This window comes from Burkholderia sp. Ed8 (genome assembly GCF_040761425.1).
In the GTDB taxonomy this organism is placed as follows: Bacteria; Pseudomonadota; Gammaproteobacteria; order Burkholderiales; family Burkholderiaceae; genus Burkholderia; species Burkholderia seminalis.
The window spans coordinates 542,978-565,606 of the sequence record NZ_CP142885.1; the positions used below are offsets into that span (position 1 = coordinate 542,978).

A 22,629-nucleotide genomic window follows, 5' to 3' on the forward strand; every position below is an offset into this window, starting at 1 on the left:
CGTGGCGTAGCGCCGCGCGGCTGACGCGCGCCCGGGTCCGGAGCGCGCGCCGACACCAACGAACAAAACCCCGGGAAACGCGTCGATTTCCCGGGGTTTTCATGTCGTCGAACATGGATCGACCCGCAGCCGGAGCCTGAAAGGCGGGCTCGAACCTTCCCTCTCAAACATGCCCTTCATGTTCGATCGGCGCGCCATGCCCGGCCCGCGCCGCAACGATGATCGGCATGCCTGACATCCTGGCCGCCCGCTTCGCCCACATCGCCGTCAGGATCGGCACGAGAATCGCCGTCACGAGGCAAGCCGTCGCGACGATCGCCGTCGCGGCCGGCACCATCGGCTTGAACTTCGGAATCATCTCGCCGATGATCGCTGGGTTCGCCACGGCGGCGCCCGCCGTCGACGACGCGGCGAGCCCGGCTGTCCCGTTGCCGCCGCCCACGAACTTGTCCGCGAGAATCAGCGGCACGCCCGTCACGACGATCACCGCGAGCCCGAGCGCGATGCCCGGCAGCCCGCTCTTCGCGATCACGTTGAGATCAATGCCGTTGCCGAGCGCAAAGCCGAAGAACGGGATCAGCGGATGCACGCAGCGCCCGAACAGCTCGCGCAGGTCTTCATCGAGGTTGCCGAGCGTGAAGCCGATCAGGAACGGCAGCACCGCGCCGACGAAGAGCCGCGTCTCGAATACCGCGACGCCCGCCGCGCCGAGGATCAGCATGCTGACGAGCGGCCCCGATTCGATCGACATCAGCACGAACGCACCGGCTTCTTCCTTGCTGCCGTACTGCTGCATCACGGCCGCATAGAGGCCGCCGTTGGTCATGTCCATCGACGTCGTGATCGCGAGCAGCGACAGGCCCGCGAAGAGGCCCGTGCGGATGCCGTCGTCGGGGATGAACCGTGCGGCGATCAGGGTCGCCAGCCACGCGACCACGATCTTGGTCGCGAGTAGCGTGCCCGATTTGCGCAGCACGACGCCCGTCGCGCGCAGGTTGATCGTCGCGCCCATGCAGAAGAACCAGACGGCGAGGATCGGCACCGTGCCCGCGATCAGGCCGTTGGTGAACGAGCCGAAGTACTTCCCGGCGTTCGGCGCGAACGTGTGCACGCACGCGCCGAGCAGCATCGGGACCAGCATGAGCCCGCCCGGTATGCGGTCGATGGCCTGTTTCAGCTTCACGTCTCCTCCGTGGACGTCGATGCGTCCCGTTGTCGAATGATGTCTGCTGACTGACTATAGGACATGATTCGGAACGTCGGTCCGTTTGTATTGTTTGAAACGGTAATCGTATACCCGTATCACTATAAATGGCTGATAAAAAAGGAAATTGCGCTGTCGTTGTGCGGCGAACTATTTTCGGATCGACGTTCCGAATTTGCGGAATCTGTGCTTCAATTCATCGCATGACCACCGCCGGCACGCGCGTCGGCGGCGTCTTCTTCCCCAACGGAGAGCCGGCATGGAAGTGCGACAGGGCATACACGGCGAACACGCGAAGACGCTCGATACGGCCGGCCTGCGCCGGCATTTCCTGGTGGAGAACGTGTTCGCTCCGGACGCGTTGTCGCTCACCTACAGCCACATCGACCGGATCATCGTCGGCGGCGCGTGGCCGGCCACGCGGCCGGTCGAGGTGCCCGCGGCGCTCGGCGCGGCGATGGGCGTGAGCCATCTGCTGGCGCGTCGCGAACTGGGGGCGATCAACATCGGCGGCCCCGGCTGGGTCGAGGTCGACGGGCAGCGCCATGCGGTCGGCACCGAGGCGGCGATCTACATCGGGCAAGGCGGGCAGGGCGTCGTGTTCGGCAGCGACGATCGCACGCGTCCCGCGAAGTTCTACCTGAACTGCGCGCCCGCGCACACGGCCTGGCCGACACGCACGATCACGCTCGCGCAGGCGTCGCCCGAAACGCTCGGCGATGCGGCCACGAGCAACCGCCGCACGATCTACAAATTCATCGTGCCCGACGTGCTGCCCACCTGCCAGCTGTCGATGGGGATGACGAAGCTCGAGCCCGGCAGCCTGTGGAACACGATGCCGTGCCATACGCACGAGCGCCGGATGGAGGTGTATTTCTACTTCAACCTCGCCGACGATGCGGCCGTGTTCCACCTGCTCGGCGAGCCGCGGGAAACGCGTCACGTCGTCGTGCACAACGAGCAGGCGGTGATCTCGCCGAGCTGGTCGATCCATTCGGGCGTCGGCACGAAGGCGTACACGTTCATCTGGGGCATGGTCGGCGAGAACCAGGTGTTCAAGGACATGGATCACATCGCCGTTGCGGACCTGCGCTGACACCATGAAACGCGATACGCCCGATCTTCCCGCCGTCGACGCGCGCCCCGCGCGCGCCGGCCTGTTCGACCTGACCGGCAAGGTTGCGATCGTCACCGGCTGCAATACGGGGCTCGGCGCCGCGATGGCCGTCGCGCTCGCGTCGGCCGGGTGCGACATCGTCGGCGCGAACCGTTCGGCCCCGGCCGAGACCTCGGCGCGCGTCGAGGCGGCCGGCCGGCGTTTCGCCGACGTGCGCGCCGACCTGTCGACGCTCGAACCGGTCGAGCGGATCGTCGGCGGCGCGGTCGATGCGTTCGGTCGCGTCGACATCCTCGTCAACAACGCGGGCATGATCCGCCGCTGCGATGCGCTCGAATTCACCGAAGCCGACTGGGACGCCGTGATCGACGTGAACCTGAAGAGCGTGTTCTTCCTGTCGCAGGCCGTCGCGCGGCAGATGGTGAGGCAGCGGCGCGGCGGCAAGATCGTGAACGTCGCGTCGATGCTGTCGTTCCAGGGCGGCATCCGCGTACCGTCGTACACCGCATCGAAAAGCGGCGTGCTGGGGCTCACGCGCCTGCTCGCGAACGAATGGGCCGCGCGCGGGATCAACGTGAACGCGATCGCGCCCGGCTACATGGAGACCGACAACACCGCGCAACTGCGCGAGGACAGCCGGCGCAGCGACGAAATCCTCGGACGCATCCCGGCCGGCCGCTGGGGCGTGCCCGACGACCTCGCGGGCGCGGCCGTGTTTCTTGCGTCGCCTGCGTCGGACTACGTGCACGGCCACACGCTCGCCGTCGACGGCGGGTGGCTCGCGCGCTGATCGCGCTTCGCGGCGGACGCGTTATGCTCTCCCGATTCGCACTCACGGATTCACGGACATGACAGCAACGCCCAGGCAGCGCAAAGGCGATCAGGCGAACCTCGGCGCCGAAGCCGACCCGTCGGCGGCCGGTGCCGCCGAAAAGGCCGATTCGGTCGCGGCCGTCGGCAAGGTCTTCACGATCCTCGCCGCGCTCGGCGATCGCCGCGAGATCGGCATCAGCGAGTTGTCGCAGCATCTCGGCATGTCGAAGACCACGGTGCATCGCTTCCTGCAGACGCTGAAGACGCTCGGCTACGTCGCGCAGGCAGGCGAGACCGACCGCTACCGCCTGACGATCCGGCTGTTCGAGCTGGGCAGCAAGGCACTGGAGAGCGTGGACCTCGTGCGCGAGGCCGATCTCGAGATGCGCCGCATCGGGCAGCTGACACGCGAAGCCGTGCACCTCGGTGCGTTCGACGAGGACGCGATCATCTACATCCACAAGATCGACGCCGATTACGGGCTGCGCATGCAGTCGCGGATCGGCCGGCGCAATCCGTTGTACAGCACGGCGATCGGCAAGGTGCTGCTCGCCTGGATGACACCCGACGAAGCGCGCGCGGTGCTGGCCGGCATCGAGTTCAGGAAGTCGACCGCGAAGACGCTCGCGTCGGCGGATGCGGTGATGAGCATCCTGCCGCACGTGCGGCAGCAGGGCTACGGCGAGGACAACGAAGAGCAGGAAGACGGCCTGCTGTGTCTCGCGGTACCCGTGTTCGACCGTTTCGATCGCGTGATCGCGGGGTTGTCGCTGTCGTTCCCGACGATGCGTTGCGGCGCGGACACGAAAGCGCATTATGTCGCACTGCTGAAGGAAGCCGGGCAGGCGATTTCCGCGCGGCTCGGGCATCGCCCGCACGCGGCGGCCGTCGAGGCGGCCGCGGTCGTGCACGACTGAACACGCCGCGGGCGGCGCTACAATCGGTGCCGCGCCGGTCGCGCACCGGCGAACCCCGAACACGACGACCTGAAGGACGAACCATGCGAATGAACATGTGGATGCGCACGTGCATCGCGCTGCTGGCGATCGGCGCGAGCCTCGTCGCGAACGGCGCGCAGGCAAAAAGCGCGGTGGATTGCGGGAAGCTCGATGCGGCCACGAGCGGCCCGGACGACAACTTCCGGCCGCCGGCGTCCGGCACGGTCATCGGCGCCGGGCGCGCATATTTCTACTCGGCACCCGACGCGCAGTGCATGACGAAGCGAACCTTCATTGTCCCGGGCGATTCGGTGACCGTCTACAAGTCGCACGGGCGCTGGTACAACATCATGTACGTGAACGGCAAGACCGGCGACGACTTCGAGGGCTGGGTCGAACTGGGCCGCGTACGTCTCGGCGGTCAATACGGCGCACAGTAACCGCCGGCGGTGCGTGTCGGGCCCGGTGCCGCTACGACGACACCCAAGCGAAATCGCGTTTCAGGTTCTCCGCGCGCTGCGGCCGCCGATACAGATAGCCCTGCGCATACTGAATCCCGATCGCATGCAGCGCGCGATGCTGCGTTTCCGTCTCCACGCCTTCCGCGATGATCTTCAGGTCGTAGTGGTGCGCGACGGCCGCGATTCCCTCGATCAGCCCTGCGCCGCCGTCGTTCAGCTGGGCGACGAACTGGCGATCGATCTTCACGTAGTCGAACGGAAAACGCGACAGCACGTCCAGATTGCTGTGATGCGTGCCGAAATCGTCGATCGCGAACTTCGCGCCTTTCGACCGGAGCGCGTTGAAGACCTCGGTGGTCCGCGCGTTCTTCTCGAGCAGGATGCGTTCGGTGACCTCGAGCACCAGCGTGAAGCCCGGCGGCAGCGCGCGGATCGCTTCCTCGACGACGGATACGAAGCGCGCGCGCTCGAGATCCTTCGGCGCGATGTTCACCGCGATGCGCAGCGGCGCGGACGGCGTCAGCGCGGTCAGTTCCGACACGGCCGTCCGCAGCACGAATTCGGTCACCTTCGGCAGTACCGTGCTCGCTTCCACCTGCGGGATGAACACGGCCGGGCTGATGACTCCCCACTTCGGATGCTGCCAGCGCAGCAGCGCCTCGACACCGACCGTCCGGCGCGTCTGCACGTCGACGATCGGCTGGTACACGACGTGAAACTCGTTGCGCCTGAGCGCATGGCGAACGGCCTTCAGCAACAGCCGCCGCGGCGCCATCGCCAGCAGGTAGGCGGCCATCACGAGACCGTCGGTCAACAGCACGATCGTCATGCCGATCAACCGGTAGTGGCCCTGGACGTGCGAGGCGTACTGAGCCGATGCGGCGACCGACACCGTGAAGGGCCAGCGTTGCGACGCGATCGTGGTGCCGCCGGCGGGAGCGTGGTCCGATTCCGGCGCGAACTTGCCTTGCTGGTCGAGACGGCCCGATCCGGCGATCGACAGCGTGGCGGATTCCGTCCCGCTGCGGGCGCTCGGCGCGAGTGCATCGACCACGTAGTCGCCTTCGATCAGGTACAGGACACCCGCGCCACGCGCGGTGGCGCGATACACGGCCAGCACCGGAATGCCGCGCTGAAACGGCGTCTGGCGCAGCAGCGTGACGATCGTCGCGCCCGGTTCGGGCTCGCGCGAGTATGCGTCGAGCGGCAGGTCGATCGCACCGAGCGCCGACGAGCACATGACGCGGCCGTCGTTCACCAGCGCGACGGCGCGCAGGTAGCGCAGGCGAGTGCCCACTTCGGCCAGCGTCCGGAATACCGACGCGCAAGGGCGTCCGACGAGCGCGGTCAGCTCGTCCGCATGTCGCAGGCGGACGCCGTCGAGGATGCGGTTCACCGTCGCCACGATGTCGTTCGCGACGACGCGTTCCTGCGTGGTGACGGCATCGCGTGCGTAGCGATCGGCCAGTACGATCGCGCAGGCGGGCACGAGCACGCAAACGATTACCGCGACGAAAAAGACCGCCCGCGGCCATGTACCGCTACGCTGGAAAACGGACTTCGAGCCTGGTATGAGCGCCGACATTCCCGCGGTTGCCCTTGATGTTGTACGCATGGAGAGGCATGTCGAACCGGTCGGTGCGCATGCGTCATGCCTGGTCCGGGCGATCCGGTTCGCGTATCGGCATCGCGATGCGAACCGGCGCGACGATCGCGCTGGGCAGCGGCGGCAGGCCCGTCGCGATCGGCCATTCGGTCCGACGGCTCACGTCTCTGACGAGTGCATTTTGCGCATCCATATTGACGTAGCACACCGAAAAACCCCCGGCCGCATGGTCATGCGGCCGGGTCGAAAGACACCGTCTCTTGGCACGAGGATGGTGCGCGGCAAGTATATGATGTGGCGCGCTATTACGAAATATTATTGATTAAAAATTGGTGCAGTTTTGTGATTGCGTCTAAAAAAGAAACATTGCCGCGACATACCGTTTTAGGCGGGTCGCCGCGAGCGCGCGGGGGCTGTTCGCGCGTCATGCCGGAGTTTCGCAATGATGGAAGAAGATACCGCTCCTACGACGGTCATGGTGACCGATGGCGCTGCCGCCGCGGATGGCGGCTCGCTGTGGATCCAGATTTCGATCGACGGACAGGTCCGCAACTATCTGCTCGATCGCGCACTCGCGTCGCGCGGTACGCCGCGCTACGACACCATCTGCGGCGCGCACGGGGTACTGTCGAAAGGAGAGCGAAAGGAATTGCGGGGATGGCTGGCGCGCATCGCCGACCCCGCGATGTGGGCGGGCATCGTCAGCACGTTCGTGGAGGTGCTGTCGCGGCCTGACGCGGAATGAGCGGCGCCGGCGCGGCGCCGGCCGCGACTCAGAAATCGTTGCGCATCTTGTGAAGCAGCGCGCCGGGCGACTGGTGCGTGTCGACCGCGGTCAGGACGTCGGTCAGGAACCATGGCAGGTTCAATTGCGTATCGGAATCGCCGACGCATACGCGGATCGGCGGCGCCTTCGACGGCGAGCGGACGTCCTGCGTGGCCTCCCGCGACGGCACGCAGTTTTTCGCGTGCGCCTGAACGGGAACCGGCGCGGCGGCGCCGGGGAGCGCGCCGGCGTCGGCCGGCACGCTGACGGCGGCAAGCAGGGTCAGGACAGCAGCAGCGGTAACGCGTTTCATGAGGATTCTCCGGCGATGTCCGTTCGACCGTGCCGGCGGGCGCGAGTTCGTCAGCCGCGCGCGACGCGGGCCGCCCGCAGCGGCTGTCGGGCGCGCCACTGCTGAGGCGATTCGCCGGTCCAGCGCCGGAACGCGCGCGTGAATGCGCTGTGTTCGGAATAGCCGAGCAGCCAGGCGACTTCCGCGAGCGTCAGCCGCGGATCGTTCAGGTGGTCGATCGCGAGCCGCCGCCGCGTGTCCTCGCGCAGGGTCCTGAAATTCAGCCCGAGTTCGGCCAGCCGGCGATGCAGCGTGCGCGACGACACGTGCAGCGCCGCCGCGATCGGCTCGATGCCGGCTTCGCCGTGCGTCAACAAGCGCGCGACGGCTTCGCGCACCGACTGTTCGAGGTCGTCGGCCTGCCGCAGCTCGGCGAGCAGCGCGCTCGCCTGGCGCTCCATCATGTGCCGCAGCGCGTCGTCCGGCCGTTGCAGCGGCTGCGTCAGCAGGTGCAGCGGAAACGCGAGACGGTTCACCGGCTGGCCGAACCGCACCGGGCAGCCGAAGTAGTCGAGGTACGGTTGTGCGTCGCGGGGCGGCGGATGCATGAAGCAGACTTCGTCGGGCCCGTGGCGCGTGCCGGTGATATTGCGCGCGAACTGGACGATGGCGGTCAGTGCCACTTCGTCGACGAGCGGGCCGAGCGGCTCGGGCGCATCGTGCCATTCGATCGCGACCGACGTCGCCTCGACGCGCACTTCCATGCGCGCGACGTTCGCGATCAGGTGTTCGTATTGTTGCCAGCGCGCGAGCGCGGCGCCGGCATCGCGGCACGCATGCAGCGCATAGCCGAGCGCGCCGAGATGCGCGGGCGTGATCCGCTGGCCGACGTGCAGGCCGAGCAGCGGATCGTCGAGTGCGCGGGCCGCGCGTTCGAGCAGGCCGCGCCAATGCGCGCTCGCGTACAGCGTCAGCCCGCGATCGTCCTCGGGCGGCCGCGCCTCGCCGAGGACGCGCGGAGCATCCTGGCCCTGCCCGGACAGATAGTCGAACAGCAGCCGCACGTAGGTGCTCGAGTAGTAGACGCGCTGGGTCGCGAGCGGGGAGGCGGCGGGCATGGCGGAAAGTGTCAAGTAATCGTCGGCAAGTGTCAACGCGAGCGGACCCGTGCGCGACCATACTGCGCGGCAGTTCCCGATCGAGGCCGCCGACATGCCGAACGAGTTGATGACGTGGCTCCACGCGTTCCTGGGTAACGACGTGGACTGGAAGCAGGTGCTGTTGATCGGCATGACGCCGGTGTTCCTGATCGCGTTCGCGATCGAATATGCGGTGATGACCGGGCGCGGCCGCCGCGAGCCGTTTCGCTGGAAGGAGATCGTCGCGAACCTGTCGCTCGGTGCCGGCTACCAGGTGGCCGAGACCGTGATGGGGCTGCTGTTTACCGGCGCGATCTTCGCGTGGGTCCATCGACACCGGCTGTTCGACGTGCCCGTGAACGGCTATACGGTCGTGCCGATTTTCGTCGTCGTGGAATTCTGCTACTACTGGTTTCATCGCACGTCGCATCGCGTGCGCTGGTTCTGGGCCGCGCACGTGCCGCACCACAGCAGCGAAGTGATGAACTTCACGACGGCGATGCGGCAGTCGCTGCTGAATGCGTTCGTCGGCGTGTTCGTGTTCTACCTGCCGCCCGTGTGGCTCGGCATCCCGCCGGCCGTCGTGCTGTTCCTGCTCGCGGTCGATCTCGCATATCAGTACTTCGTGCATACCGAAGCGATCGGGCGGCTGCCGCGCTGGTTCGAATACGTGTTCGACACACCGTCGAACCATCGCGCGCATCACGGCCGCAATCCGCGTTATATCGACAGGAACTATGGCGGCGTGCTGATCATCTTCGATCGCATGTTCGGCACGTATGTCGAGGAAACGGAACCGGTCGACTACGGGATCACGCAGCAGATCCGTTCGTACAACTTCCTGGTGCTGAACGTGCACGAATTCGTCGACATGTGGCGCGACGTGTTTGCGCCGGGGCCCGTCATGCAGCGTGTGAAACACCTGTGGATGCCGCCCGGGTGGGAGCGGCCGGGGCATCGGCCGATCCACACGTGGCGCGTCGAGCGCAAGCGCGAGGAAGACGCGATGGCGCCGCGCGACGCACCGGCGGAGGGTGCGACGGCAACGGGGCGCAAGATCGTACAAGCCGCCCGGACGCGTTCGGGCTAAGCTGGGCGTTTTCCTCGGCGAAAGGCGTGGCGGGCGATGACAAGGAAAATGTTCTGGGACGATCCCTACCGGACCACGCTGGATACCGTCGTCACGCATGTCGACGGCGATCGCGTGCGGGTCGACGCAACCATCTTCTTCGCGTTTTCGGGCGGCCAGGAAAGCGACGCGGGATCGCTGGGCGACTATCCGGTGATCCGCGCCGACAAGCAGGGCCTCGACATCGTCTATACGCTCCCGCATGATCACGCGCTGCGCGTCGGCGATCGTGCGACCTGGCGCATCGACTGGGCGCGCCGGTACCGGCTGATGCGCCTGCACTTCGCGGCCGAAATGGTGCTGCAACTGGTCTACCGGCTCAGGCCCGGCATCGAGCGCATCGGCGCGCATATCGCGCAGGACAAGGCGCGCATCGACTTCGCGAGCGACACGAGCCTGTCGCCGCTGTTCCCGGAGATCGAATCGGCGGCCGCCGACCTGTCGAGGCGTGACCTGCGCATCGTGACCGACTTCAGCGATGTCGATGCACAGCGCCGGTTCTGGGCGGTCGACGGCTTTGCGACGATGGCCTGCGGCGGCACACACCCGGCGACGACCGGCGAGATCGGCATGCTGACGCTCAAGCGCAAGAACATCGGGAAGGGCAAGGAGCGGATCGAGGTCATGCTGCTCGATCCTCAGGTAGCGAGCGGGCACGCGATGATGCGACTTGCGTGACCCGCACCGCGCCTCATCCTCGCGTCACTGATACCCGTAGCACTGCTTCAACCCCGCGTAGTCGTAGAAGTGGCTGGCTGGCGCGATCTTCGCGCCGTCGCACGCAGCCTGAAAATCCGTCTCGCGCTCGTTGTACAGCATCTTCACGATCAGCCGCGACCCGTTGCGGTAGACGTCCCACTGCAGGTTCGCCGCCATCGGCGACACCTGGTCGCCGCGCCACGGGTTGTTCGCATAGGTGTACGTCTGCGCCTGCGGCGTCGGCACGAACACGTTCTTCAGGTTCATGACCGATGCGAACGGAATCACGATCTCCGCGTGCGTGAAGCGCAGCTTCGCGGCGCGCGTCAGGTCGCCGCGGGCGATCGCGTCGACTTCGCCGAAGAAATCGTCCTGCAGCACCTTTGCCATCCGGTACGTGACCGGGTTCGCTTCCTGGATGCCGGGCCCCTTCTGGTAGTAGTCCTCGGCATCCTGCAGGTACGCGAGATACTGCGCCTGCTCCGCGCCGATGTACTTCTCCATCGTGACGCCGCCGGTTTCCGCGGTCATCGCGGGCGCGACCTGCAGCAGGTTGTACAGCACGTTCACCGCATCGACGGCCGTCGCGATCCTCGTCTTTCCGTCACCCTTCAGCGTATTGGTGAACTTGCCGTCCGTCGACGTGAACGCGTAGGTTCCCGTGTTCGCGAACGTGTAGCCGTCGCTGCCGAGCTTGGCGATGAAGGCCGGCGACACGAGTGCGGACAGCACCGTCTGCGCGACGTCGGCCGCCTGCGGTGCGGCCTTGATCGCCTTCAGCTTCGCGGCGACCGTCGCGTCGTTCGCATAGGCCTGGTACGCCTGGCTCGCCTGATAGGTCGCGTAGTACGGATCGCTCGTATCGGTGACGAGATCGGTGGCCGGTTTCAGCGAATGGAAATACAGCAGGAAGCGGTTGGTGCCGGCCGGCTGCGCAACCGGCGCGCTCGCCGGATAGCCGGACGGCGCGGCCGGCAGCGTGATGGCGGATGCCAGCGCCGGCTGGGCGGCGACGAGCGCCGCCGAGAAATACGTCGAGCTGTCCACCGCGCGATCCTGGCCCGAGTTGACGACGACGACCTGCCGGGTGCCCGCCGCGAACAGCGCGGGCAGCCGCTGGGCGAGACGGGCGGCGAGCTGCTGGTGTTCGCGGATGCCGGTTTGCGTGAGGTTGCCGTATCCGGGCGTCGAGATACCCTGCACGCCGTAGCCGAGCAGCGCGTTGGCCTTCATCATCGCGTACGTGTCGGCCTTGAGCTGCATGCCGAGCGCGGTCAGCGCGCCGTCGGCCTCGGCCTTGAGCAGCATCGCGTAGATCGCGCCGTCGTACTTGAAGCCCGACAACCCGCGCGAGCCGTGGCGCGCGACGAGTTCGGTATAGACGGGCGCGTAGCCGGCGGGCGGCGCTTCGTACGTCGCGGCGTCCTGCTGCGGGCGGTACGGTGTCTTCGTCTGGTAGTAGGTCGCGGGCGCCGGTGTCGGCGTGGGCTGCGGCTGCGGCGCGGGCGTCGTGCCGCCGTTGTCGGCCGAGGTGGCGGGCGGCGTCGATTCTTCCCCGCCGCAGGCGGCGAGCAGCAGACAGGCGATCGTGAGGGCGGCGGCGGTGCGGGTCGGGCGTGTCATCGTGGCGAGCGGCGGACGGACGCATGCGGATGCGCGCCGTTCCGTTTCCGGGAGAGTGGGATCGAGCCCGGAAGTGTGGCAAGCGACTTTGACAGCGGAATGTCAGGGTTCGGTCGGGCAATCGTCGGATTGCCGCCGGATCGGCGCCGGCCGGTCGCCGCCGGCCGCCGTGCCGACGTTCAGTGGAGCCCGGCCGATGCGATCGAGCGCACGGTGTCGGTGATGTTCACGCAGCGCGACAGGCCGAAATGCTCGGCTTCGCGGCGCTCCGGTTCGCTGCTTGCGATCGCGACCGCGCGTTCGGGCGGCACGCCGAGCGCCTGCAGCGCGACGTCGAACGGATGCTGATTCGATCTGGAGTCCTGCTGATCTGAATCGGTGACGACGACCGAGAAGCGGTCGAGGTGCGCGCGGCCGAACTGGCCTTCGAACATGTCGCTGAGCCGGGCGGCCGGCAGCGTCGTGACGAGACCGAGTCGATATCCTTCTTCCGATGCGCGATCGAGCCACTGGATGATCGCGTCGCGCTGATGGCGCGATTCGCGCGAATCCGGTGTTGCTTCGATTTGTGCGAATGCTGCGTCGAGACGGGTGACGATGGCTTCGATGACCACGGTGATTCCTCTTCAGAGACGTGATGATCCGTTCGCCGACGGGAATGCCACACACCTTAGCGTTCATCTTGAAAATAAGACCAATTAATATTTATAGGTGACTCATATGATATGGCTTATGAATGAGGTGGCGCGCCAGAGCGGGCGCGGGGTGCGGGCCGCATGATGTTTCCCGCGCGCATGACGTCGCATCGACGGCGTTCGACGTGATGCACCAGCGTGGCGCGCGGTTTGAATGCATTCGGCATATGCATATAAGAAAACGGCATATCGAGCGATGGCCGCCCGGCATGCCGTCTTGCGATGCCGCGTGCGTGCCGTCGATCAGTGCAGCTTGATCGACGGCTGGTTGCGGCTTTGCAGCCAGTGGCTCAGCGACTGGAACAGCGCGCGCTTCGCGCCGACCACGCTGAACAGGTGCTTGCGATACAGGAACTTGTACAGCCCGATCGCGGCGAGCCCGTCGACGATCAGCGAGCGCGAGCGCACGCTGATGTCGGCCTGGTACACGGCGCCCGCATCGTGGAACGTGAAGCCGGCCACCGGCTTGCCGGCGATGCGCCGCGCGAATGCGTTGACCAGATACACGGCCTGCTGGTGCGCGACCTGCGCACGCGGCGGCAGGAAGCCGCTCGCACCCGTCGACGGGCACGCGGCGCAGTCGCCGAACGCGTACACGTGCGGATCGTCGGGCGTCTGCAGCGTGTCGGTCACGATCACCTGGTTCGAGCGGTTGAGCGCGAGGTCGCCGATGTCCCGCAGGATCGCGGGGCCCGCGACGCCGGCCGCCCAGATCGTGATGTCGCTCGCGAGCCGTTCGCCCGTCGCGGTCGTCACGGCGTCCGCGCCCACTTCCGCCACGCGCGTGTCGGTCAGCACGTCGACGTTCAGCGCGCGCAGTTGCGCGTGCATCTTGCCGGAGAGCCGTGCGTCGAGCGCCGGCAGGATGCGCGGGCCGCCTTCGATCAGCCGGATGTGCACGTCGCGTGCGGACACCAGCGCCTTGAAGCGGTACGTCGTCAGCTGCTGGACCGCGTGGCGCAGCGCGGCCGCCAGTTCGACGCCCGTCGCGCCCGCGCCGATCACGTTGATGCAGATCGGTGCCGCGCGCCGCGCGGGCTGCTGCTCGGCCAGGTGATTCGCCTTCGTGCAGGCCGCGAGGAACTTGCGGCGGAAATCCTCGGCCTGGTCGAGGTTTTCGAGCGGCAGCGCATGGCGGGCGGCGCCCGGCACGCCGAAGAAGTTCGTCACGCTGCCGACGGCGAGCACGAGGTCGTCGTAGCCGAGTTCGCGCCGCGGCAGGACTTCGGTGCCGTCCGCGTCGTGCACGGCCGCGATCGTCGCGGTGCGTGCCGCACGGTCGACCTGCTGCAGCGCGCCCTGCACGAAGCGGAAGCCGTGGCGCTTGGCCTGCGCCGCGTATTCGATCGTGTGCGAGGCCGGATCGCGATGGCCCGATGCGGCTTCGTGCAGCAGCGGCTTCCAGAAGTGCGTCGGATAGCGGTCGACGAGCACGATGTCGGCCTGGCCGCGGCGTCCGATCGTATCGCCGAGACGCGTGGCGAGCTGCAGGCCGCCAGCGCCGCCGCCGACGATCACGATGCGCGGCAGGCGCGGTGCGCGGTCCGTTGCAAGGTTGGGCGTGGTGTTGTCCATGTGGGGCTCCCGCTGAATGACGATTCGGATGACATTGCTCAAGAACCGACGATATAGTTTGGCACCCACTCGAACAATTTAATGTTTATAAGCGACTCATATGTATTCACTTATAGGAAAGACCGCGACGTTCCGGCAGCTGAAGGCGCTGGACATGATTGCGCGGCTCGGCAGCGTGTCGCGCGCGGCCGAGGAGCTGAACCTGACGCAGCCGGCCGTGTCGCTGCAGGTTCGCCTGCTGGAGGAGGCCGCGGGCGCCGCGTTGCTGCAGCGGGTGGGGCGCGGCGTGCAGCTGACCGCGGCCGGCGAGATCGTGGCGCGTTATGCGCGCGAGATCCTGCATCTGTGGAGCGAGGCCGGCGACGAAGTGGCCGCGTTGACGGGCGATCTCGGCGGCACGTTGCGGATCGGCGCGATCACGACGGCCGAGTACCTGATCCCGCCGCTGCTCGTCAAGTTCACCGCGACGCGCCCGCACGTGAAGACGTATTTCAAGGTCGGCAATCGCGACGACATCATCCGCATGCTCGCGACGCATGAAATCGATCTCGCGGTGATGGGCAGCGCGCCCAAGGAACTGCGCACGCACGCGGTCGAGTTCGCGAAGCATCCGATGGTGTTCGTCGCGGCGCCCGGCCATCCGCTGATGCAGCGCAAGCGCGTCGCGCTGAAGGATCTCGAATCCGCGCACCTGCTCGTGCGCGAACGCGGCGCGGGCACGCGCTCGACCGTCGAGAGCCTGTTCAAGAACGCGGGCCACCGGTTTCATGTGGGCTCCGAACTGTCGAGCAACGAGGCGATCAAGCAAATGGCCGAAGCGGGGCTCGGCATCGCGTTCCTGTCGTTGCACGCGTGCGCGCTCGAGCTGCGCACGGGGCTGCTCGGGCAACTGCCGTTCCCCGGCAACCCGATCGAGCGCGAATGGTATGTGGTCACGCTCGCCGACCGGCGCATCTCGCAGGTCACGGGGCTGTTCCGCGACTTCCTGATCAAGCAGGGCGCGCCGGTGATCGACGGCGCGACGGTGGCGCCGCACGATCGGCGGCGCAAGTAGGCGAACGCATCGACTGCCGGTCAGACGAGCCCGAAGTCGTCGTTGCTGTCGGGAATCGACGCGAGCAGCCGTTCGAGCCGGTACCCGCCGACGACGCGCAGGCACCAGGCGGCGATGGCGGTGAGGCGAGTGCGCGGGCGGGGATCGGACGCTGGGCGGGCGGCGCTGGCAGGCGAAGGCGCGACGAACGTCGCGCGCAGCGGGCAGGAATGGGGCATGGCGGGCTCCGTAGGTGTCGGATGGGGCGATCGTAAGCGCCGCGGCGCCCGCTGGCGCGCACGCAAGGATCGTCCCGAGCAGAAACGGATGATCTTTTTCCGCTCGGTGCCGGGACGGCCGTCCAGGCCCGGCGCGCGGCCCGAAAACGCGTCACAATGCGCGTTCGAACCACGAATGGGTGGAGCCCAGCCATGAGCGATCCGATTCCCGCCGCGCCGCCGGACAACGGCGTGCCGGTCAGTTTGCGTTCCAGCCGCGGGCTCGGCTGGCGGGGCTTCGGCGCGGCGCTGCTCGACATTCGCGCCGGCACGTACCGGATTCCGGCCGCCGAGCATCACCGCATCGGCGTGCATATCGGCGGGCCCGTCCGCGCGGATTGCGTGTGCGACGGCGAGCGCGTGTCGCGGATCCAGGCGCACGGCGATGTCGACGTGATTCCGGCCGGCCTGCCCGGCCAGTGGACCGACAGCGCCGACTGCCGGATCCTGCACATCATGCTCAGCGACATGTTCGTGCGACGCACCGTCGAGCACCTCGAACTGAAGCCGTCGCACGCGCAGATCCGCCGGCGGCTGCAGGTGCGCGACCCGCGGCTGCAGCACATCGCGTGGGCGATGGCCGCCGAGCTCGAAGCGGATGACGCGTCGGACCCGCTCTATGCGGAAAGCCTGTGCACGGCGCTCGTCGCGCGGCTGGTCGACGGCCAGCCGGCGTTCCGCGAACGCCGGCGCACGCTGGCGCCGAAGGCGGCCGCGCGCGTGATCGACTATGTCGAGGCGAACCTCGAGCGGCGCATGACGCTGGCCGAACTCGCGGCGCTCGTGTCGATCAGCGTGCCGCATTTCAAGGTGCTGTTCCGCGAAACGCTCGGGATGCCCGTGCACCAGTACGTCGTGCGGCGCCGGGTGGAGCGCGCGAAGGCGCTGCTGCTCGAAGGCCGGCTCAGCATCAGCCAGATCGCGCTCGAAGCCGGGTTCGCGCACCAGAGCCACATGGCGAACTGGATGAACCGCGTGCTCGGCGCGACGCCGACGGAGATTGCGCGCTCGGGCGCGCGGGGCCGGTTGCGGCTGGCTTATGACGGGGAGGACGACGTGAAGCCTGCGCGCCGATAGCGGCCCGGCGGGCGGATTGCACGAACGGCGCTCGCATCCCGTCATCCTTTCCTGCGCGATTCATCCCTCCCTGCGCGCCTTTCCGGCCGCGCATGCCGACAATCACGACACCTTCATCCCCCAGGAGCGGATCGTGTTCGTGATCTTCGGAGCATCAGGCAACGTCGGCCTGTCGACCGTGACGACCTTGCGCCAGGCCGGCCATGCCGTGCGCGCGGTGCTGCACGACGCGCGTCATCGTGACCGTTTCGTGCAACTCAGCTGCGATGTCGCGATCGCGGACCTGACGGACGAGAATGCCGTCGCCGCGGCGATCGACGGTGCGCAGGCCGTGCAGATCCTGTGTCCGGTGCCGGTCGCCGATCCCGATCCGGCCGCCACGATGACGCGGACGATCGACGTGGCGGCCGCCGCGCTCGCCGCGAGCCCGCCGCCTGCGCTGCTCGCGTTGTCGGACTACGGAGCGGAGCTCGAAGGCAATACGGGTATCACGCGTCTGTTTCATGATTTCGAGGAACGTCTGAAGACGATCCCGACGCGATTGACGCTGCTGCGCGCCGCCGAACATCTGCAGAACTGGGCACGCGTGCTGCCGGTCGCGCTCGGCGCCGGCGTGCTGCCGAGCTTCCACCATCCGGTCGGCAAGGTGTTTCCGACGGTGTGGGCGCCCGATGTGGGCGTCGTCGCGGCGCGGCTGCTGCTCGATGCGCCGGAAGGCGGCAACGGGCCGCGCATCGTCAGCGTCGAGGGGCCGCGACGCGTGAGCGTGACGGCGATCGCGGAGACCCTCGGCGCGGCGGCCGGCCGTGCGGTCGTCGCGCACGAACTGCCGCGCGAGACATGGCAGGCGACACTGCTGCGCGCCGGGCTCGGCGAGCGCCATGCGCAGCTGATCGTCGATCTGTACGACGTGCACAACGCGGGGCGGATCGACGTCGAGGCCGACGTGTCGGAGCGGGCTTACGGGACGACGGCACCGGAGGACGCGCTCGCGCAACTGGTGCGCCGGCATGCGCGTTGAGTGAAGCAGCCGCACGCGGCGCGCATCACGCGGGCCGGCGCACCTTGTTCAGCACCGCATACGCCACCGACCCGATCACGATCCCCCAGAGCGCGGACCCGAGCCCGAGCCACGTCATCCCCGACGCGGTCGCGAGGAACGTGATCATCGACGCTTCGCGGTGGTGCTCGTCCTCGAAGATTCCGTGCACGTTCGCACTGATCGCGCCGATCAGCGCGAGCCCCGCGAGGATCGCGACGAACGCCTTCGGCAGCGCGAAGAACACCGTGACGATCGTGCCCGCGAACAGCCCGCCGAGCAGGTAGAACGCGCCGTTCGCGAGGCCGGCGACGTAGCGCCGGTCCGGATCCTCGTGCGCGTCCTTGCCGGTGCAGAGCGCGGCGGTGATCGCGGCAACGACGATCGTGATCCCGCCGAAGCACGCGACGACGAGCGACATCACGCCGGTCGCGGCGATGATCGGGCGCGCCGGTGTGGGATAGCCGGACACGCGCAGGATCGTCATCCCCGGCAGGAACTGGCCGGTGAGGCTGACGACGACGAGCGGCAACGCGAGGCTGAGCGTCGTGCCGAGCGTCCATTCGGGGGCGATGAAGACCGGCCGCGCGAGGCTCGGCGACACGTTGCCGAGATGCGTCATCCCGAGCAGCGTCGCGAGCGCGGCGCCCGTCAGCAGCACGAGCACGATGCTGTAGCGGGGCAGCAGGCGCCGGAAGATCACGTAGGCCGCGATCATGCCGAACGCGAGCACGGGTTGCGCCGACGCGGCGGAGAACGCATGCATGCCGAACGGCAGCAGGATGCCGGCCATCATCCCGCACGCGATGCCGCGCGGGATGTGGCGCACGAGCCGGTCGAAGTAGCCGGTGACGCCGATCAGCAGGATGATGACGGCGGCCGTGATGTACGCGCCGACGGCCTGGTTGAGCGTCAGTTGCGGAAACAGGCCGACGAGCAGCGCGGTGCCGGGCGCCGACCACGCGGTGACGACCGGTACCTTCAGCCTCCAGCTCGCGAACAGGCCCGATACGCCCGCGCCGATCGAGATCGCCCAGACCCACGACGACACCATCGCATTGGACGCGTGCGCGGCCTGCGACGCCTGGAAGAAGATCGCGAGCGGGCCCGCATAGGAAATCAGGACCGCGAGAAAGCCCGCGGTGATCGCGGACACGGACCAGTCGTTGCCGATCGTGCGGATCGCGCCGGGCGGGGAGTTCGGTTGCATCGTCGTCGGGAAATGCGGCGCGCGGCCGTCGGGCGGAGCCGGGGCGAATGATTGTTGGAAGCCCCGGATGAGCCGCCATTCTGGCCATTGCCGGCCCGGTTGGCAATTCGCCGGCGAAGATCGACGTTGTCGGCTTTTCGTAAGGATTGGCGCGAAAGCGGAGGGATCGCCGGCCGTCACGTACTGATCTGCAGCACCGTGTCGACCACGGCCACCTTCACGCCGCTTCCGGTCGACAGCGACGCCGTGCCTTCGTCGAACGGATGCACGGGCGGGTCGGTCGGCGTCCACGCATGGCGCGCGAGCAACGCGCGATACCCGCCGCGGATCACGAAGCCGCCGCATTTGCGCGCATACGCGTCGCGCCGCATCCGGTATGCACGCGGCAGGTCGTACCACGGCAGCTTCGGCAGGTCGTGATGGACGAGGTGATAGTTGTTGTTCAGGTACAGCAGCCGCATCGCGAAACCGGCTTCGTTGATCGTGATGCGCGCCTTCGGATGCCGCGCGGCGCGGTGCTCGTACAGCGAGCGGATCATCGCGAGCGACAGCGCGGGCCACGTGACGGCCAGCAGGTAGTACCACCACGGCACGCCGATCGCCCATTGCAGCCATGCGAGCAGCGCGATCACGCAGGCGGCGTGCGTCGCCCACATCGGCAGATAACGGAAGTCGCCGCGCCGGAACGCGGCGAAGGCATCGCCGGCGGTCGCCGCGACGGAGAGCGGCGGCCCGACGACGATTCGTCCGATGAAAGTCTTGCGCGCGACCGTCAGCACACGGCGCCAGCGTGGCAGCCGCGCCCAGCGTTCGCGTGTCACGTAGTTCGTTTCCGGATCGACGCCCGGCACGGTCAAATCTTCGTCGCGATGATGGTCGAGGTGGGTGTCGCGATACAGCGTGTACGGATACCAGACCGTCAGCGGCGGATAGCCGAGCAGCTTGTTGATGAACGCGGAGCGCGTCGGATGGCCGTGCAGCAGTTCGTGCTGCAGCGACATGTGCCATGCGCCGAGCAGGATCAGCGGCGGTGTCGCGGCCGCGAGCGGCAGGCGCCCGTCGCGCACGAGCAGCAGCACGGCGAGCCAGCCGCCGTAGATGACGGCGACCAGCAGCCAGGTCGGCCACTCGGTGCGGGCGGTGAAGCGGGCGTCGAGCGCGGCAATCGCGCGCGCATGATCGACGTCGAAGTATTCGGCCATGGCGTTGAGGCGGGATGGATCGGGCAGTGCGGGGAACGAGCGGTGGAACCGGGGCGCTCGGCCCGGGTGCGCTGGTGTCTCGCGGATCACGGTCGGCCCGCCAGGCATCGCGCAGGGTGCGGCGCCGGCAGGCCCGCCAACGGTAACCGGCGGGCGCGCCATGGCCAACCAATCGATTCGTATTTGCTTATCGGCGGGCGGCCGATAAGCATCGGGGCCGCCGCCGATGCGTAGAATGCCCGCATGAGCCCATCGATCGCCGTACTCCCGATGTACAACGTGACGCCGCGCCACGCCGCCCTGTGGCGTGCGCTGTTGCGCGATACGCTCGATGCGTTCGCGCAGGCGGGCGGCCCCGCCGACGTCGTGCTGCCCGACGATCCGTTCGACGACCTGCACGCACTGTGGCGGCGCGACGATCTGCTGCTGTCGCAGACCTGCGGCTATCCGTACCGGATGCTCGGCCTGCGCGACGTCGTGCGCTTGATCGCGACGCCCGCCTTCGACGCGGACGGCTGCGACGGCGCGCGCTACAGCAGCGTGCTGGTCGTGTCGGCGCGTGTGCACACGGGCGGCGCGACGACGCTCGCCGCATGCCGGGGGCTGCGCGCCGCATTCAACGGCGAGGATTCACACAGCGGGATGAACGCATTCCGGCATGCGGTCGCGCCGCATGCGCACGACGGACGCTTCTTCGGCGCGGTCACGCCGTTCGGCTCGCACGTGAACGTGCTGCGTGCGCTGGCGGCGGGCGAGGCCGATTGCGCGTCGATCGACTGCGTGACGTTTGCCTATGCGCGCGATGCGTGGCCCGATCTGCTGAAGGACATCCGGGTGATCGGCACGACGGCCTCCGCGCCGGGATTGCCGTTCATCGCGTCGCGGGCACTGCCGGAAACGCAGGTCGGCGCATTGCGGGAGGCGCTCGATCGGGCGGTGGCCGCCGATGCGGAACGGGCGCGCGTGCTGCGGCTGAAGGGATTCGAGCGGCTGTCGCCGGCCGACTACGACACGATTGCGCGGTTCGCGGAGGACGCGGCCGCGCACGGCTATCCGGAACTGGCGTGAAGCACGGCGCGGCGCGCGGCATGGCGCGCCGCGTCGCGCGTCATGCGTCGTCTTCGTCCATCAACCGGACCTTGACCCGCTTGCCCTTGATCTTCCCCGCATTGAGCTTGCGCAACGCGTCGCGCGCGACGCCGCGCTCGATCGCGACATAGGTCGAGAACTCGGTCACGTTGATCTTGCCGATCTGCTTGCCGTCGAACCCGGCGTCGCCGGTCAGCGCGCCGAGCACGTCGCCCGGGCGGATCTTGTCCTTGCGCCCGCCGAGGATCTGCAGCGTTTCCATCGGCGGCAGCAGCACGCTGTCGTCCGCCGGCTTCAGTTCCGCGAGCGGATGCCATTCGACGTCGCGCTTCTGCGCCTGTTCGATCGCGCCGACGCGGCCCATCTCGTCCATGCTCGCGAGGCTCAGCGCCCAGCCTTGCTGATCCGCGCGGCCGGTGCGGCCGATGCGGTGCACATGCACTTCGGGGTCGGGCGTCACGTCGACGTTGATCACCGCTTCGAGCTGCGCGATGTCGAGCCCGCGCGCCGCGACGTCGGTCGCCACCAGCACCGAGCAGCTGCGGTTCGCGAACTGGATCAGCACCTGGTCGCGCTCACGCTGGTCGAGCTCGCCGTGCAGCGCCAGCGCGTGGAAACCCTGCGCATGCAGCACGTCGAGCAGGTCGCGGCACTGCTGCTTCGTATTGCAGAACGCGATCGTGCTCACCGGCCGGTAGTGGTTCAGCAGCTGGCCGACCGCGTGCAGCCGCTCGTTCTCGGTCACCTCGTAGAAACGCTGGCGGATCTTGCTGTCGTCGTGGCGCTCCTCGAGCTTGATTTCCTTCGGGTTGCGCAGGAACTGCTGGCTCAGCTTCGCGATGCCGTCCGGATAGGTCGCGGAGAACAGCAGCGTCTGGCGCGTGGTCGGGCACATCCGCGCGACCTTCGCGATGTCGTCGAAGAAGCCCATGTCGAGCATCCGGTCGGCTTCGTCGAGCACCAGCGTGTTCAGCGCGTCGAGCTTCAGGTTGCCGCGGTCGAGGTGATCCATGATGCGGCCGGGCGTGCCGACGACGATGTGCGCGCCGTGTTCGAGGCTTTGCGCCTGCGGGCGCATCGGCGTGCCGCCGCACAGCGTCAGCACCTTCACGTTTTCTTCGGCACGTGCGAGGCGGCGCACTTCCTGCGCGACCTGGTCGGCCAGCTCGCGCGTCGGGCACAGGATCATCGCCTGCACGTCGAAGCGGCGCGCGTCGAGGCGCGCGAGCAGCGCGAGCGAGAACGCGGCGGTCTTGCCGCTCCCCGTCTTCGCCTGGGCGATCAGGTCCTGGCCGGCCAGCGCGACCGGCAGGCTCGCGGCCTGGATCGGCGTCATGTCGACATAGCCGAGCTGCGCGAGGTTCGCGAGCGTGGCGGGCGTCAGTGGCAGCGCGCTGAAGGGCGTGGGCGTCGATTGGGTCATGTCAGGACAGGTCTCCGAGGTAGGGGCGGCCTTCCATCTGCTCGTAGACGACGTTGCCTTCGTCGTCCTCGAAGCGTTCGAGGTAGTTGCGCGCGCCGCACAGCGGGCAGCGGAACAGCAGCCCCTGGCCTTCGTCCTTGATGGCGACGTCGGACTGCTCCCACTGCGTGCCGCAGCTCTGGTTTCTGCAGGTAAACACGGTCTTTCTCCAGCTGAATTCG

The 22,629-nt window shown here is 67.9% G+C and carries 24 protein-coding genes; 12 read left to right on the plus strand and 12 right to left on the minus strand.

Annotated features, from left to right (window positions below; genetic code table 11):
• Positions 1–163: 163 nt before the first annotated feature.
• Complete coding sequence (gene kdgT, locus VXM69_RS02570) at positions 164–1,183, minus strand: 2-keto-3-deoxygluconate transporter (RefSeq protein ID WP_034189680.1); 1,020 nt, start codon at positions 1,181–1,183, stop codon at positions 164–166.
• A gap of 280 nt (positions 1,184–1,463) precedes the next feature.
• Between kdgT and kduI the strand changes: the two genes are divergently transcribed.
• From kduI to VXM69_RS02590, 4 genes are all read left to right on the plus strand, one after another.
• On the plus strand, positions 1,464–2,300 hold the full coding sequence (gene kduI / locus VXM69_RS02575; RefSeq protein ID WP_367188931.1) for a 5-dehydro-4-deoxy-D-glucuronate isomerase: 837 nt from the start codon (positions 1,464–1,466) through the stop codon (positions 2,298–2,300).
• Positions 2,301–2,304: 4 nt separating this feature from the next.
• Positions 2,305–3,111 carry a 2-dehydro-3-deoxy-D-gluconate 5-dehydrogenase KduD gene (gene kduD / locus VXM69_RS02580; RefSeq protein ID WP_124609174.1) on the plus strand — a complete coding sequence of 269 codons (807 nt, stop codon included), beginning with the start codon at positions 2,305–2,307 and terminating at the stop codon, positions 3,109–3,111.
• A gap of 58 nt (positions 3,112–3,169) precedes the next feature.
• Positions 3,170–4,051, plus strand: a complete 882-nt coding sequence (kdgR, locus tag VXM69_RS02585) for a DNA-binding transcriptional regulator KdgR (protein WP_069705920.1) — start codon at positions 3,170–3,172, stop codon at positions 4,049–4,051.
• A gap of 95 nt (positions 4,052–4,146) precedes the next feature.
• Positions 4,147–4,512 carry a hypothetical protein gene (locus tag VXM69_RS02590; RefSeq protein WP_226103883.1) on the plus strand — a complete coding sequence of 122 codons (366 nt, stop codon included), beginning with the start codon at positions 4,147–4,149 and terminating at the stop codon, positions 4,510–4,512.
• 31 nt (positions 4,513–4,543) lie between these two features.
• Here the strand turns inward: VXM69_RS02590 and VXM69_RS02595 are convergent, their stop codons facing one another.
• A complete protein-coding gene (locus tag VXM69_RS02595; RefSeq protein ID WP_367188933.1) occupies positions 4,544–6,148 on the minus strand; it encodes an EAL domain-containing protein in 1,605 nt (534 codons plus the stop codon).
• Between VXM69_RS02595 and VXM69_RS02600 the strand changes: the two genes are divergently transcribed.
• Together VXM69_RS02600 and VXM69_RS02605 are read left to right on the plus strand one after the other, a co-directional pair.
• Positions 6,105–6,461: a hypothetical protein gene (locus VXM69_RS02600; RefSeq protein ID WP_367189245.1), complete on the plus strand. Its 357-nt coding sequence runs from the start codon at positions 6,105–6,107 to the stop codon at positions 6,459–6,461. The two genes, VXM69_RS02595 and VXM69_RS02600, sit on opposite strands and share 44 nt — an antisense overlap.
• 123 nt (positions 6,462–6,584) lie before the next feature.
• A complete protein-coding gene (locus VXM69_RS02605; protein ID WP_059556351.1) occupies positions 6,585–6,884 on the plus strand; it encodes a hypothetical protein in 300 nt (99 codons plus the stop codon).
• A 28-nt stretch (positions 6,885–6,912) separates the two neighbouring features.
• On the opposite strand, the gene VXM69_RS02610 is transcribed toward VXM69_RS02605, so the two are convergent.
• Positions 6,913–7,218: a hypothetical protein gene (locus tag VXM69_RS02610; RefSeq protein ID WP_034189673.1), complete on the minus strand. Its 306-nt coding sequence runs from the start codon at positions 7,216–7,218 to the stop codon at positions 6,913–6,915.
• 50 nt (positions 7,219–7,268) lie between these two features.
• Positions 7,269–8,315: an AraC family transcriptional regulator gene (locus tag VXM69_RS02615; RefSeq protein WP_124609172.1), complete on the minus strand. Its 1,047-nt coding sequence runs from the start codon at positions 8,313–8,315 to the stop codon at positions 7,269–7,271.
• Positions 8,316–8,409: 94 nt separating this feature from the next.
• Here VXM69_RS02615 and VXM69_RS02620 point away from each other — a divergent pair, with 94 nt between their 5' ends.
• A complete protein-coding gene (locus VXM69_RS02620) occupies positions 8,410–9,426 on the plus strand; it encodes a sterol desaturase family protein (protein WP_367189216.1) in 1,017 nt (338 codons plus the stop codon).
• A 36-nt stretch (positions 9,427–9,462) separates the two neighbouring features.
• Positions 9,463–10,143, plus strand: a complete 681-nt coding sequence (locus VXM69_RS02625) for an alanyl-tRNA editing protein (protein WP_034189672.1) — start codon at positions 9,463–9,465, stop codon at positions 10,141–10,143.
• Positions 10,144–10,167: 24 nt separating this feature from the next.
• Here VXM69_RS02625 and VXM69_RS02630 read toward each other — a convergent pair whose 3' ends face one another.
• The 3 genes from VXM69_RS02630 to VXM69_RS02640 all read right to left on the minus strand — a co-directional run bounded on the left by VXM69_RS02630 (position 10,168) and on the right by VXM69_RS02640 (position 14,057).
• Positions 10,168–11,787: a histidine-type phosphatase gene (locus VXM69_RS02630; protein ID WP_367188935.1), complete on the minus strand. Its 1,620-nt coding sequence runs from the start codon at positions 11,785–11,787 to the stop codon at positions 10,168–10,170.
• 179 nt (positions 11,788–11,966) lie between these two features.
• Positions 11,967–12,401, minus strand: coding sequence for a phosphatase (locus tag VXM69_RS02635; RefSeq protein ID WP_034189670.1), 435 nt, complete (start codon positions 12,399–12,401; stop codon positions 11,967–11,969).
• A 324-nt stretch (positions 12,402–12,725) separates the two neighbouring features.
• Positions 12,726–14,057 (minus strand): NAD(P)/FAD-dependent oxidoreductase, encoded by a 1,332-nt coding sequence (locus VXM69_RS02640; protein ID WP_367188936.1) that lies wholly within the window; start codon positions 14,055–14,057, stop codon positions 12,726–12,728.
• Between the two features lie 100 nt (positions 14,058–14,157).
• On the opposite strand from VXM69_RS02640, the gene VXM69_RS02645 reads away from it, so the two are divergent.
• Positions 14,158–15,111, plus strand: coding sequence for a LysR family transcriptional regulator (locus tag VXM69_RS02645; RefSeq protein WP_034189668.1), 954 nt, complete (start codon positions 14,158–14,160; stop codon positions 15,109–15,111).
• A gap of 20 nt (positions 15,112–15,131) precedes the next feature.
• Here VXM69_RS02645 and VXM69_RS02650 read toward each other — a convergent pair whose 3' ends face one another.
• Positions 15,132–15,329 carry a hypothetical protein gene (locus VXM69_RS02650; protein ID WP_367188937.1) on the minus strand — a complete coding sequence of 66 codons (198 nt, stop codon included), beginning with the start codon at positions 15,327–15,329 and terminating at the stop codon, positions 15,132–15,134.
• Between the two features lie 192 nt (positions 15,330–15,521).
• On the opposite strand from VXM69_RS02650, the gene VXM69_RS02655 reads away from it, so the two are divergent.
• Together VXM69_RS02655 and VXM69_RS02660 are read left to right on the plus strand one after the other, a co-directional pair.
• Positions 15,522–16,445 (plus strand): helix-turn-helix domain-containing protein, encoded by a 924-nt coding sequence (locus VXM69_RS02655; protein WP_367188938.1) that lies wholly within the window; start codon positions 15,522–15,524, stop codon positions 16,443–16,445.
• A gap of 133 nt (positions 16,446–16,578) precedes the next feature.
• Complete coding sequence (locus tag VXM69_RS02660) at positions 16,579–17,466, plus strand: NAD(P)H-binding protein (protein WP_367188939.1); 888 nt, start codon at positions 16,579–16,581, stop codon at positions 17,464–17,466.
• 25 nt (positions 17,467–17,491) lie between these two features.
• Here the strand turns inward: VXM69_RS02660 and VXM69_RS02665 are convergent, their stop codons facing one another.
• Together VXM69_RS02665 and VXM69_RS02670 are read right to left on the minus strand one after the other, a co-directional pair.
• Positions 17,492–18,694 (minus strand): benzoate/H(+) symporter BenE family transporter, encoded by a 1,203-nt coding sequence (locus VXM69_RS02665; RefSeq protein WP_367188940.1) that lies wholly within the window; start codon positions 18,692–18,694, stop codon positions 17,492–17,494.
• A 176-nt stretch (positions 18,695–18,870) separates the two neighbouring features.
• Positions 18,871–19,896 (minus strand): fatty acid desaturase, encoded by a 1,026-nt coding sequence (locus tag VXM69_RS02670; protein WP_367188941.1) that lies wholly within the window; start codon positions 19,894–19,896, stop codon positions 18,871–18,873.
• A gap of 243 nt (positions 19,897–20,139) precedes the next feature.
• Between VXM69_RS02670 and VXM69_RS02675 the strand changes: the two genes are divergently transcribed.
• Positions 20,140–20,964: a PhnD/SsuA/transferrin family substrate-binding protein gene (locus tag VXM69_RS02675; protein WP_200086951.1), complete on the plus strand. Its 825-nt coding sequence runs from the start codon at positions 20,140–20,142 to the stop codon at positions 20,962–20,964.
• 40 nt (positions 20,965–21,004) lie between these two features.
• Here VXM69_RS02675 and dbpA read toward each other — a convergent pair whose 3' ends face one another.
• Positions 21,005–22,408 (minus strand): ATP-dependent RNA helicase DbpA, encoded by a 1,404-nt coding sequence (gene dbpA, locus VXM69_RS02680; protein WP_175027250.1) that lies wholly within the window; start codon positions 22,406–22,408, stop codon positions 21,005–21,007.
• A gap of 1 nt (position 22,409) precedes the next feature.
• The gene (locus VXM69_RS02685; RefSeq protein WP_367188942.1) at positions 22,410–22,607 is read right to left on the minus strand and encodes a hypothetical protein; all 198 of its coding nucleotides are present in this window, start codon (positions 22,605–22,607) and stop codon (positions 22,410–22,412) included.
• Positions 22,608–22,629: the final 22 nt, after the last annotated feature.

Coding starts and splice junctions, on each gene's coding strand:
- kduI (WP_367188931.1), top strand. CDS start 1,464: ATGGAAGTGCGACAGGGCATACACGGCGAACACGCGAAGACGCTCGAT.
- kduD (WP_124609174.1), top strand. CDS start 2,305: ATGAAACGCGATACGCCCGATCTTCCCGCCGTCGACGCGCGCCCCGCG.
- kdgR (WP_069705920.1), top strand. CDS start 3,170: ATGACAGCAACGCCCAGGCAGCGCAAAGGCGATCAGGCGAACCTCGGC.
- VXM69_RS02590 (WP_226103883.1), top strand. CDS start 4,147: ATGTGGATGCGCACGTGCATCGCGCTGCTGGCGATCGGCGCGAGCCTC.
- VXM69_RS02600 (WP_367189245.1), top strand. CDS start 6,105: ATGAGCGCCGACATTCCCGCGGTTGCCCTTGATGTTGTACGCATGGAG.
- VXM69_RS02595 (WP_367188933.1), bottom strand. CDS start 6,148: ATGCGTACAACATCAAGGGCAACCGCGGGAATGTCGGCGCTCATACCA.
- VXM69_RS02605 (WP_059556351.1), top strand. CDS start 6,585: ATGGAAGAAGATACCGCTCCTACGACGGTCATGGTGACCGATGGCGCT.
- VXM69_RS02610 (WP_034189673.1), bottom strand. CDS start 7,218: ATGAAACGCGTTACCGCTGCTGCTGTCCTGACCCTGCTTGCCGCCGTC.
- VXM69_RS02615 (WP_124609172.1), bottom strand. CDS start 8,315: ATGCCCGCCGCCTCCCCGCTCGCGACCCAGCGCGTCTACTACTCGAGC.
- VXM69_RS02620 (WP_367189216.1), top strand. CDS start 8,410: ATGCCGAACGAGTTGATGACGTGGCTCCACGCGTTCCTGGGTAACGAC.
- VXM69_RS02625 (WP_034189672.1), top strand. CDS start 9,463: ATGACAAGGAAAATGTTCTGGGACGATCCCTACCGGACCACGCTGGAT.
- VXM69_RS02630 (WP_367188935.1), bottom strand. CDS start 11,787: ATGACACGCCCGACCCGCACCGCCGCCGCCCTCACGATCGCCTGTCTG.
- VXM69_RS02640 (WP_367188936.1), bottom strand. CDS start 14,057: ATGGACAACACCACGCCCAACCTTGCAACGGACCGCGCACCGCGCCTG.
- VXM69_RS02645 (WP_034189668.1), top strand. CDS start 14,158: ATGTATTCACTTATAGGAAAGACCGCGACGTTCCGGCAGCTGAAGGCG.
- VXM69_RS02650 (WP_367188937.1), bottom strand. CDS start 15,329: ATGCCCCATTCCTGCCCGCTGCGCGCGACGTTCGTCGCGCCTTCGCCT.
- VXM69_RS02655 (WP_367188938.1), top strand. CDS start 15,522: ATGAGCGATCCGATTCCCGCCGCGCCGCCGGACAACGGCGTGCCGGTC.
- VXM69_RS02665 (WP_367188940.1), bottom strand. CDS start 18,694: ATGCAACCGAACTCCCCGCCCGGCGCGATCCGCACGATCGGCAACGAC.
- VXM69_RS02670 (WP_367188941.1), bottom strand. CDS start 19,896: ATGGCCGAATACTTCGACGTCGATCATGCGCGCGCGATTGCCGCGCTC.
- VXM69_RS02675 (WP_200086951.1), top strand. CDS start 20,140: ATGAGCCCATCGATCGCCGTACTCCCGATGTACAACGTGACGCCGCGC.
- dbpA (WP_175027250.1), bottom strand. CDS start 22,408: ATGACCCAATCGACGCCCACGCCCTTCAGCGCGCTGCCACTGACGCCC.